At 72.0% G+C, this 11,847-nt stretch carries 7 protein-coding genes; all 7 read left to right on the top strand.

The features are described 5' to 3' along the window. Positions 1-42: 42 nt before the first annotated feature. The 7 genes from Q3W68_RS26765 to Q3W68_RS26735 all read left to right on the top strand — a co-directional run bounded on the left by Q3W68_RS26765 (position 43) and on the right by Q3W68_RS26735 (position 11,775). Positions 43-1,131 (top strand): ABC transporter permease, encoded by a 1,089-nt coding sequence (locus Q3W68_RS26765; protein ID WP_302908082.1) that lies wholly within the window; start codon positions 43-45, stop codon positions 1,129-1,131. A gap of 91 nt (positions 1,132-1,222) precedes the next feature. Continuing rightward, positions 1,223-2,275 carry a substrate-binding domain-containing protein gene (locus tag Q3W68_RS26760; RefSeq protein WP_302908081.1) on the top strand — a complete coding sequence of 351 codons (1,053 nt, stop codon included), beginning with the start codon at positions 1,223-1,225 and terminating at the stop codon, positions 2,273-2,275. 20 nt (positions 2,276-2,295) lie between these two features. Continuing rightward, positions 2,296-3,501, top strand: a complete 1,206-nt coding sequence (locus Q3W68_RS26755) for a Gfo/Idh/MocA family protein (protein WP_302908080.1) — start codon at positions 2,296-2,298, stop codon at positions 3,499-3,501. Between the two features lie 765 nt (positions 3,502-4,266). Beyond that, positions 4,267-5,334 carry a polyprenyl synthetase family protein gene (locus Q3W68_RS26750; protein ID WP_302908079.1) on the top strand — a complete coding sequence of 356 codons (1,068 nt, stop codon included), beginning with the start codon at positions 4,267-4,269 and terminating at the stop codon, positions 5,332-5,334. 287 nt (positions 5,335-5,621) lie between these two features. Further along, positions 5,622-8,459 (top strand): RICIN domain-containing protein, encoded by a 2,838-nt coding sequence (locus Q3W68_RS26745; protein WP_302908078.1) that lies wholly within the window; start codon positions 5,622-5,624, stop codon positions 8,457-8,459. Between the two features lie 17 nt (positions 8,460-8,476). Then, the gene (locus tag Q3W68_RS26740; RefSeq protein WP_302908077.1) at positions 8,477-10,591 is read left to right on the top strand and encodes a lectin; all 2,115 of its coding nucleotides are present in this window, start codon (positions 8,477-8,479) and stop codon (positions 10,589-10,591) included. Between the two features lie 173 nt (positions 10,592-10,764). Beyond that, complete coding sequence (locus tag Q3W68_RS26735; RefSeq protein WP_302908076.1) at positions 10,765-11,775, top strand: sugar phosphate isomerase/epimerase; 1,011 nt, start codon at positions 10,765-10,767, stop codon at positions 11,773-11,775. Positions 11,776-11,847: the final 72 nt, after the last annotated feature.

Here is an 11,847-nt window from a genome sequence, read left to right as displayed (position 1 = left end):
CGGAGAGCCTCATGGTGGCGCCGCGCGAAGCGGGGCGCCGGCATGAGCGACGTTACCGAATCCGCCCTGCCCGCGCAGTCGCCGCCGGTGGAGCGGGCGGAGACCGCCAAGGTGGGCGCGCCGGCGAAGCTCTCCTGGTGGCGCGGCGACGGCGGGGAGGGCGTCAAGCGCAACCTCGGCCTGCTCGCCACGCTCGTAGTGCTCGTGGCCATCGGCATCCTGACCCGCCCCGATCTCTACGGCGACCCGAACTGGGTGTGGGGCAACACGCTCACCATCCTCAAGCTCGCCTCGGTGGTCGGCGTGGTCACAGTCGGCATGACGTTCGTGATCATCGGCGGCGGCATCGACCTGTCGGTCGGCGCGATCGTCGCGCTCGCCGGGGTCTGGTGCACCACGGTCGCGACGCAGAGCTACGGCGCGGGCGGCATGATCTTCACCGCGCTCACCGTCGGGCTCGCCGTCGGCGTGGTGAACGGGCTGCTCGTCTCGTACGGGCGGCTGGTGCCGTTCATCGCCACGCTCGCCATGCTCGTCGCCGCCCGGGGGCTGGCGGCGGAGATCTCGGACAAGCAGACCCAGGTGTCGGGCAACACGTTCATCAACGGCATCGCCAGCACGAACGTGCTCGGCATCCCGCTGCTGGTCTACATCCTGGTGGCGGTGGTGGCGGCCGGCTGGGTGCTGCTGAACCGCACCACGTTCGGCCGCCGTACGGTGGCGGTCGGCGGCAACCCGGAGGCGGCCCGGCTCGCCGGCATCAACGTCCGCCGGCACACGGTGCTCCTCTACGCGCTGTCCGGTCTGTGCTGCGGCATCGCCGCGGTCATGCTGACCGCGCAGGCCACCTCCGCGCAGGCGGCGATGGCCAACCTCTACGAGCTGGACGCGATCGCCGCCGCGATCATCGGCGGCACGCTGCTCAGCGGCGGGCGGGGCACGATCATCGGCTCCCTGCTCGGGGTGATCATCTTCTCCACCATCACCAACCTGTTCGCCATCAACAACCTGTCCGCCGAGGCCCAGAACATGGTCAAGGGCGGCATCATCGTCGCCGCCGTCCTCGTCCAGCAGGTGCAGTTCGGCAGCCTGACCCAGTTCCTCGCCCGCAACCGGGCCACCACCACCTGACCCCACCGCGCACCCCCGGCTGCCGTCGTACCGACTGTGGTCCGGCCCGCCACACCCGAAACCACCCCACCACCTCATCCCAGGAGGCGTCATGAGAACACCGCGCCATGACCTGTCCCGCCGCCGGCTGCTCTTCGGCGGGGCCGCCGTCTCCGCCGGGGTGCTGCTCGCCGGCTGCACCAGCAACGAGCAGAACCCGACCGAGGCGCAGACCAAGGCGGCCGGTTCCGGCGCCAACACCGAGCCGGGCAAGAAGGTGAGCATCGGCTTCTCCGCCCCGGCCGCCGACCACGGCTGGATCGCCGCCATCACGAACAACGCCAAGGCGCAGGCCGGGGCGTACCAGGACGTGGAGCTGAAGTCGGTCGAGGCCGGCGCTGACGCGGCGGCCCAGCGGGCGGCGCTGTCCACGCTGATCTCGCAGAAGCCGGACGTGATCGTGCTGCTGCCGCACGACGGCAAGGAACTCAACGCGTTCGGCCTGGAGGCGATGAAGGCCGGCATCCCGGTGGTCAACCTGGACCGGGCCTTCCCGGACGCGCGCGCCTACCGGCTGCAGATCAAGGGCGACAACTACGGCATGGGGGTGGCCGCCGCCACCTACATCGCCGAGCAGCTCAAGGCCAAGGGCGTGAGCAACCCGGTGATCGGTGAGATCCCCGGCATCGAGTCGCTGGAGCTGACCCAGGAACGCTCGAAGGGGTTCGCCGACACGCTCGCCTCGTACGGGTTCAAGGTCGCCAACCGGCGACCCGCGGAGTTCACGGTGGACTCCGGGCAGCAGGCCGCCACCGGCCTGTTCCAGGCGCTGCCGAAGATCGACGCGGTCTGGAACCACGACGACGACCAGGGCATCGGCGTGCTCGCGGCGGTCAACCAGGCCAACCGCAAGGAATTCATCATGGTCGGCGGCGCCGGCTCCAAGAAGGCGATGGAGGACATCGCCGCCGACAACACGGTCCTCAAGGCCACAGTCACCTACAGCCCGTCGATGGCCTCCTCGGCCATCTCCCTGGCCCGCCTGATCGGCCAGGGCAAGGGCATGTCCGACCTGGTCGAACTCCAGGTACCGAAGGAGATCGTGCTCGCCTCCGAGACGATCACCAAGGAGAACGCGAGCAACTACCTGAAGCTCGGGTTCTGACACACGGGGGGAGACCCACCTTGTCCAGTCACGACAGCATCCTGCGCGTCGGCATGGTCGGCTACGCGTTCATGGGCGCCGCGCACTCCCAGGCGTGGCGCACCGTGAACCGGGTGTTCGACCTGCCGGCGCGGGTGCGGATGGCGCTCGTCTGCGGCCGCGACGAGCCGAAGGTGGCCGAGGCCGCCGACCGGCTCGGCTGGGACGGATACACCACCGACTGGCGGCGGCTCGTCGAGTCCGACGAGATCGACGTGGTCGACATCTGCACGCCGGGGGACAGCCACCGCGAGATCGCACTCGCCGCGCTCGCCGCGGGCAAGCACGTGCTGTGCGAGAAGCCGCTGGCGAACAGCGTCGCCGAGGCCCGGGAGATGACCGAGGCCGCGGCCCGGGCACGCGAGTCCGGGGTACGCGCGATGTGCGGCTTCAACTACCGGCGGGTGCCCGCTGTCGCCCTGATGCGGCAGCTGGTGGCCGACGGGCGGATCGGCGAGATCCGGCACGTCCGGGCGACCTACCTCCAGGACTGGATCGTCGACCCGCAGTTCCCGCTGGTGTGGCGGTTGCAGAAGGACAGGGCGGGCTCCGGCGCGCTCGGTGACATCGGCGCGCACATCATCGACCTCACCCAGTACGTCACCGGTCAGCTCGTCAGCGGCGTCAGCGCGCTCACCGAGACGTTCGTGCGACAGCGGCCACTCGTCGCCGGTTCGAGCGGCCTGGCCGCGCAGGCCGACGGCAACGGCAGCGCGATGGGTCAGGTGACGGTGGACGACGCGGCGGTGTTCGTGGCCAGGCTCGACGGGGGAGCGCTGGCCACGTACGAGGCGACCCGATTCGCCACCGGCCGCAAGAACGCGCTGCGGGTCGAGATCAACGGCTCGCGTGGCAGCGTCGTGTTCGACCTGGAACGCCTCAACGAACTGGAGTTCCTGGACGCCACCCGGCCCGCCGCCGAGCAGGGCTTCAGCCGGATCCTGGTGACCGAGCCGGACCACCCGTACCTGGACGCGTGGTGGCCGCCCGGCCACATCATCGGCTACGAGCACTCCTTCACCCACCAGGCGCGCGACTTCGTCGAGGCGGTCGCCACCGGCGCCGACCCGGCCCCGTCGTTCGCCGACGCGCTTCAGGTCCAGCTCGTGCTCGACGCGGTGACCCGCTCGGCCGAGCGGGCCGCCTGGACGGAGGTGGAGCCCGCCCTGGCCGAAGCTTCCGCCTGACCCGAGGCGGGCCCTTCGGGGTCCGTCCGACACTCACCGGCGCCGGCCGGCGAGGGCCCGCCGCGGTTGCGCCCCGCGGCGGGGACGAGGCCGGCTCCGGGGAGCGTGCCGCCGGTGTCCGCCGGCACGACCAGCACGGCCCTCCGGTGCGGCCGGACCGGGATTCCCCGGCCGCACCGGCGGACCGGCTTTCCTGCTCGGGCTCCGGCCGGCCACACCGGTGGCCGCCGCGCCCGCCGTCGCCGGGCCGGCTTCGAGCCCGAACCGGGCTGTCCGGTGGAGTCGACGGGACAAGCACGCGAGGTATTCTCAGACATGGATACCGACCGGCTCGGGATCTTCCTGGATCTCGCGCACCTGGCGTGTGCCTGGGCGCAGCCGGCGGAGGCCCCGGCCGGGCTGCGCGCGGTCGAGGTCCCGGTGCCCGCGGCCGTCGAGGCGCCCCATCCGGCCGGCCCGGTGCCGTGCGAGGCGTTCGCCGCGTTGTCCGCCCGTCCGGTCGCCCGCTGCGACCACCTCGACGTCGAGACGTACACCTCTGTCGAGACGTACACCTCTGGGGTGCTGCCGGCAGGCGCGGCGGCCGCGCGGCGACGCGGAGACGGCCCCCGGCGCGGCTGCCGGCCCGCCGTTCACCCGCGACGAGCTGACCACGTTCGGCCCGGTGCTGCTCTGCCTCGACCGGGCCGCGATCCGGCCCCGGGTGGAGGCCGCTGACGTGCAGGCGTTGCTGCTCGAACTCGCCGGACCGGCCTGGGAGGCACCATGACCGTAACCGTCGCACCGACCGACCCGGCCCTGCTGCGGGGCCGCTTCGACACCGCGCTCGCCGCGTTCCTGGACGCGAGAGAGCCGGGTCGGCCGGACGACGGTACGGGGGCCGTCCACACTGCTCTACGCTGGTTCGTCCTGGCCGGCGGCAAGCGGATCCGCCCGCTGTTCTGCTACTGGGGCTGGCGCGGATTCGGCGGCCCGGACGCCCCGCCGATCGTGGTCGCCGCGGCGTCACTGGAGTTGTTCCACGCGTTCGCGCTGATCCACGACGACATCGTGGACCGCAGCGACCGCCGCCGGGGCGCGCCGACGCTGCACCGGTTCTTCGCCGACCTGCACGCCCGCTGCGGCTGGCGGGGCGACCCGGCGGTGTACGGCCGGCAGGCGGCGGTGCTCTGCGGCGACCTCTGCGCCGCCTGGTCGGCCGAGATGTTCCACGGGTGCGGGTTGCCGCCCGAGCGGCTGCGCCGGGGGCACGTGCTGCTGGCCCGGATGCGCTCGGAGGTGATCGCGGGGGAGTACCTGGACGTGGTCGGCGCGGCCGGGGACGGCTCGGTGGCGAACGCGCTCACAGTGGTACGGCTGAAGACGGCCCGCTACACGGTGACCCGTCCAGTGCAGATCGGCGCCGCGCTGGCCGGCGCCGCGCCGGAGGAGGTGGCCGCGCTGGCCGGGTTCGGCGACCCGCTCGGTGACGCGTTCCAGCTCCGCGACGACCTGCTCGGCGTCTTCGGCGACCCCTCGGTGACCGGCAAGTCCAACCTGGACGACCTGCGGGAGGGCAAGCCGACAGTGCTGCTGGCGCTGGCCAGGGCGTCCGCCTCCCGGGCCGGCGCGGCCCGGCTGGGGGAGCTGGTCGGCGATCCCGGCCTCGACCAGGCCGGCGCGGCCGAGGTGCGGGGCATCGTCGAGGAGTCCGGCGCCCGGGAGGCGGTGGAGCGGATGATCCGTACCCGGGCCGACGCGGCGCTTGTCGCGCTGGAGGCGTTGCCGCTGGCGGAACCGGCGCGACGGGTGCTGGCGGCGCTCGCGGAGCGGGCGGTCGACCGCCACGAGTGACAGCACTTTTGTCGCTGAGCGGCGAAAGTCAAAGCCGATCGATCAGAAGCTATGGACAGGCTGATCGAAAGGTCTTAATGTCGTGCACAGCACAACGCTGTTTCGCCGAGGTGACCGCCGCACCAGATCGCCCCGCACCGCCCGCCTCGGCGAGGTGACCTCCGGTCCTGACCGGCGGTCGCGGCCCGCCGACCTCCCCGGCAGGCCGGCGCAGCATCCCCCTGCTCGGCATCCGGCGCGACGCGCGCCCGATCCTGGCTGCGCGCGTCAGGAAGGGACAGCACAGCATGTCCAGCCACCCCCACCACCCCCGTGCCCGGCGACCGATCGCCGCTGCCGCAGCGCTGCTGCTCGCGGCCACCGCCGGCACCGTCACAACGGCCGCGGCGTCCGTCCCGGCGTCCGCCCACCCGATCCCGGCGAGCGACTTCCAGCAGGTCGAACTCGCCCGCGGTGTCGCCGAGACCGGCGAACCGATGTCGCTCGCGGTGCTGCCCGACCGGTCGGTCCTGCACACCGCCCGCAACGGCACGCTGCGCCGCACCGACGCGGCCGGCGCCACCACGGTCATCGGCACGCTGCCGGTCTACACCCACGACGAGGAGGGGCTCCAGGGGGTCGGCGTCGACCCCGGCTTCGCCTCCAACCGGCACATCTACCTCTACTACGCGCCACCGCTGTCCACCCCGGCGGGGGACGCGCCCGCCACCGGCAGCGACTTCTCCGCCTGGCAGGGCGTGAACCGGCTCTCCCGGTTCACGCTCAACGCCGACTTCACGCTCAACCAGGCCAGCAAGGTCGACGTGCTCGACGTACCGGCCGACCGGGGGCTGTGCTGCCACGTCGGCGGCGACATCGACTTCGACGCCGCCGGCAACCTCTACCTGTCCACCGGCGACGACACGAACCCGTTCGACTCGGCCGGCTACGCCCCGATCGACGAGCGGGCCAACCGCAACCCCGGATACGACGCGCAGCGCAGCGCCGGCAACACAAACGACCTGCGGGGCAAGATCCTGCGGATCAAGGTGAACGCGAACGGCACGTACTCGATCCCGGCCGGCAACCTCTTCGCCCCCGGCACCGCGCGGACCCGCCCGGAGATCTACGCGATGGGCTTCCGCAACCCGTTCCGGATCAGCGTCGACAAGGCCACCGGCGTCGTCTACGTGGGCGACTACGGGCCGGACGCCGGCACCACCACGGCCCGCGGCCCGTCCGGGCAGGTCGAGTTCAACCGGGTCACCGGCCCCGGCAACTACGGCTGGCCGTACTGCACCGGCACCAACACGGCGGCCGAGACGTACGCCGAGTGGGACTTCGCCACCGGCACCGCCGGCCCGAAGTTCAACTGCACCGGCGGGCCGACGAACAACTCGTTCCGCAACACCGGGCTGGCCACGCTGCCGGCGGCGAAGCCGTCCTGGATCCGCTACGCCGGTGACGCCGGCAGCCCGCCGGAGTTCGGCGGCGGCTCCGAGTCGCCGATGGGCGGCCCGGTCTACCGGTACGACGCGGCGAACCCGTCCACCACGAAGTTCCCGCAGTCGTTCGACGGGCAGTTCTTCGCCACCGAGTTCGGCCGGGGCTGGATCAAGCCGATCCACGTCAACGTGGACGGCTCACCCGGCACCATCGACAGCTTCCCGTGGACCGGCAAGCAGGTGATGGACTCGGCGTTCGGCCCGGACGGCGCCTACTACGTGCTCGACTACGGCACCGGCTACTTCAACGGCGACGCCAACTCGGCGCTGTACCGCTTCGACTACCTGGGCGGCGCCAACCGCGCCCCGGTGGCCCGCGCCGCCGCCGACCGGACCTCCGGCGCCGCACCGCTGACAGTCGCGTTCTCATCGGCCGGCTCGTCCGACCCGGAGGGCGGTGCGCTGACGTACGCGTGGACGTTCGGCGACGGCGGCACCTCCACCGCGGCGAACCCGTCGCACACCTACACCGCGAACGGCAGGTACACCGCCACGCTGACCGTGCGCGACCCGCAGGGCGCCACCGGCACCGCCGGCGTGACGATCACAGTGGGCAACACCGCGCCGACGGTGGTGATCGAGACGCCCGGCAACGGCAAGCTGTTCTCCTTCGGTGACACGGTGCCGTTCCGGGTCACCGTCACCGACCCGGAGGACGCCACGATCGACTGCACGAAGGTCAAGATGACCTACGTGCTCGGCCACGACCAGCACGGCCACCAGATCACCTCGGCGACCGGCTGCACCGGCTCGATCGCCGTACCCGTCGACGGTGAGCACGACGACGCGGCGAACATCTTCGCCGTCTTCGACGCCGAGTACACCGACTCCGGCGGCCTCACCACCCACACCCAGCACACGCTCCAGCCCCGGCACCGGCAGGCCGAGCACTTCAAGACGTCGTCCGGGATCAACACGTTCGACAAGGCCGCCGCCGAGGGCGGCAAGACCGTCGGCGACATCCACAACGGCGACTGGATCGCGTTCCAGCCGTACCTGCTGGCCGACGCCACCGGGTTCACCGCCCGGGTCTCGTCCGCCGGGGCCGGCGGCACGCTCCAGGTGCGGGCCGGCTCGGCCACCGGCACCGTGCTCGGCTCGGCCACCGTCCCGGTCACCGGCGCCTGGGACACGTTCACCACGGTCACCGGCACGATCGCCGGTCCGCCGGCCGGCACCACCACGCTCTACCTGACGTTTGCCGGTGGCAGCGGGGCGCTCTACGACCTGGACGCGTTCACGCTCACCACGTCCGCCGTCCGGACCGGCCCGGTCAAGGGCCTGGCCGGCAAGTGCCTGGACGTGCGCAACGCCGCCACCGCCGACGGCACCCAGATCCAGCTCTACACCTGCAACGGCTCGTCGGCGCAGTCGTGGACGGTGACGCCGAACGGCACCGTGAAGGCGCTCGGCAAGTGCCTCGACGTATCCGGCGGCGCCAGCGCGGACGGCACGAAGATCCAGCTCTACACGTGCAACGGCACCGGCGCGCAGAACTGGTCCGCGCAGGCCGACGGGACGCTGCGCAACCCGCAGTCGGGCAAGTGCCTGGACGTGTCCGGCAACAACTCGGCCGACGGCACGGCTGTGCACCTGTGGACCTGCACCGGCGCGGCCAACCAGCGCTGGACCCTGCCGTGAGGATGAAGGAGAACCAGATGAAGCTCCTGCGTACCGCGCTGGGGGCGGTGACCGCCGTCCTCGCCGCCATCGCCTGCACCGTCCCCGCGGGTCCGGCGGCCGCCGCCGACGCCCCCTACGACGTGCTCGTCTTCTCCAAGACCGCCGGCTTCCGCCACGACTCCATCGCGGCCGGCACGCAGGCGGTACGTGAGCTGGGCGCGGCCAACAACTTCACGGTCACCGCGACCGAGGACGCCGCCCAGTTCACCACCGCCAACCTGGCCCGCTTCGAGGCGGTGATCTTCCTCAACACCACGGGGGACGTGCTGAACGCCAGCCAGCAGACGGCGTTCGAGGCGTACATCGGCGCCGGCGGCGGGTACGTCGGCGTGCACTCGGCCGCCGACACCGAGTACGACTGGCCGTTCTACGGCAACCTGGTCGGCGCCTGGTTCGCCTCCCACCCGGCCATCCAGCCGGCCGTCGTGAAGGTGGAGGACCGGGCGCACGCGGCCACCGCGCACCTGCCGCAGCGGTGGAACCGCACCGACGAGTGGTACGACTACCGCACCAACGCCCGCTCCACCGCGCACGTGCTGGCCAGCCTCGACGAGTCCACGTACTCCGGTGGCTCGATGGGCGGTGACCACCCGCACGCCTGGTGCAAGACGTACAGCGGCGGCCGGTCCTTCTACACCGGCGGCGGCCACACCCAGGCGTCGTACTCCGACGCGGCGTTCCGGTCGCACCTGCTCGGCGGCATCCGCTACGCCGCCGGGCGCACGAAGGCCGACTGCCGGCCGGAGACCGGCTACACCGCGCTCTACAACGGCGGCACCACCGGCTGGTCGCAGGCCGGGCCGGGCAGCTTCACCAACGCCGACGCCACGCTCACCTCGGTCGGCGGCATGGGCCTCTACTGGTACAGCGCCAAGCAGTTCACCAACTACTCGCTCAAGCTGGACTGGCGGCTGGCCGGTGACGACAACTCCGGCGTGTTCGTCGGCTTCCCGCCGTCGAGCGACCCGAACTCGGCGGTGAACAACGGCTACGAGATCCAGATCGACCCCACCGACGCGGCCGACCGCACCACCGGCGCGATCTACGGCTTCAAGTCCGCCGACCTGGCGGCCCGGGACGCGGCGCTGAACCCGGCGGGGGAGTGGAACACCTACGAGATCCTGGTCGAGGGAGAGCGCCTTCAGGTCTTCCTCAACGGCGTACGCATCAACGACTTCACCAACACCGACCCGGTGCGGTCGCTCGCCGGGCACGTCGGCATCCAGAACCACGGCACCGGCGACGACGCGTCGTTCCGCAACATCCGGATCAAGGAACTCGGCGGCACGCCGCCGCCGACCGGCAACACCACCGTCCAGGCCGAGGCGTTCGGTTCGGCCAGCGGCGTCAGCGCGTACCCCAAGACCGGCGCCAACGGCGGCCAGACCCTGGGGTACGTGGACCCGGGCGACTGGGCCGCGTACCCGGGGCTGGACCTGACCGGTGTGACGTCCCTGCGCGCCCGGGTGGTGTCCGGCGGCCCGGGCGGCACGCTCCAGGTGCGGACCGGATCGCCGACCGGTCCGGTGCTCGGCCAGGTGGCGGTGCCGAACACCGGCAGCTGGACCACGTTCGCCGACGTGTCCACCGCGCTCACCGGCGTGCCCTCCGGTACGCAGACAGTCCACCTGACGTTCACCGGCAGCGGCTCCGGGTTGTTCGACGTCGACGACTTCACGCTGGTCCGCTCGACCGGCACCGGCACCGGCGGCGCCGGCCCGATCCGGGGCCTGGCCGGCAAGTGCCTGGACGTGCGCAACGGGTCGTCGGCGGACGGCACCCAGATCCAGCTCTACACCTGCAACGGCTCGTCGGCGCAGTCGTGGACGGTGACGCCGAACGGGCCGGTGAAGGCGCTCGGCAAGTGCCTGGACGTGTCGGGAGGCGGCAGCGCGGACGGCACGAAGATCCAGCTCTACACGTGCAACGGCACGGGCGCGCAGAACTGGTCGGCGCAGGCCGACGGGACGCTGCGCAACCCGCAGTCGGGCAAGTGCCTGGACGTGTCGGGCAACAACTCGGCCGACGGCACGGCTGTGCACCTGTGGACGTGCACCGGCGCGGCGAACCAGCGCTGGACCCTGCCCTGACGGAGGCCATAGAGTGGAGGCGGCGACCGCGAGGTGGCCGGTGACCCGGCGGGAGGCGCAACCCGCCCGGGAGCAGACGCTCCGGCGTCCACCGGTTCCCACGCGCCGCCGCCTCCGGTCGTCCTCGCCCCGGTCCGCGACGGAATCCCCCATCACCACAGGGGAGAAGGACAATGGCGCGACCCATCACGCTCTTCACCGGCCAGTGGGCCGATCTGCCGTTCGACGAGGTCTGCCGGCTCGCCGCCGAGTGGGGCTACGACGGGCTGGAGATCGCCTGCTGGGGCGACCACTTCGAGGTGGACAAGGCGCTCGCCGACGACTCGTACGTGGAGCGCAAGCGGGCCACCCTCGCCAAGCACAACCTCCAGGTGTTCGCCGTCTCCAACCACCTGGTCGGGCAGGCCGTCTGCGACCACCCGATCGACGAGCGGCACCAGGACATCCTGCCGGCCCGGATCTGGGGCGACGGCAAGCCGGAGGGCGTGCGGCAGCGGGCCGCCGAGGAGATCAAGGACACCGCGCGGGCGGCGGCGAAGCTCGGCGTACGCACAGTCGTCGGCTTCACCGGCTCGTCCATCTGGCACACGGTGGCGATGTTCCCGCCGGTGCCGCCAGCCATGATCGAGCGCGGCTACCAGGACTTCGCCGACAGGTGGAATCCGATCCTGGACGTGTTCGACGAGGTGGGCGTGCGGTTCGCGCACGAGGTGCACCCCAGCGAGATCGCCTACGACTACTGGACCACGAAGCGCACGCTGGAGGCGATCGGGCACCGGGAGGCGTTCGGGCTCAACTGGGATCCGTCGCACTTCGTCTGGCAGGAGCTGGACCCGGTGAACTTCATCTTCGACTTCGCCGACCGGATCTACCACGTGGACTGCAAGGACGCGAAGGTCCGTACCGGCGACGGCCGGCGCGGCCGGCTCTCCTCCCACCTGCCCTGGGCCGACATGCGGCGCGGCTGGGACTTCGTCTCCACCGGCCACGGCGACGTGCCGTGGGAGGACTGCTTCCGGGCGCTGAACGCGATCGGCTACGACGGTCCGATCTCGGTCGAGTGGGAGGACGCCGGCATGGACCGCCTGGTCGGCGCGCCGGAGGCACTCCAGTTCGTCCGCCGCCTGGCGTTCGACGCCCCGAGCGCCGCCTTCGACGCCGCCTTCAGCACCAGCCACCCCTGACCCGCCCTCCGCGCCCCCGCCTCCGCGCCCGCGATCTTGCACTTGCTGCCCTCCCGAAACGGGAACAACCGG

Source organism: Micromonospora sp. C28ISP2-4 (assembly GCF_030519385.1).
In the GTDB taxonomy this organism is placed as follows: Bacteria; Actinomycetota; Actinomycetes; order Mycobacteriales; family Micromonosporaceae; genus Micromonospora; species Micromonospora tulbaghiae.
This window is presented reverse-complemented; position numbering and strand designations above follow the sequence as displayed.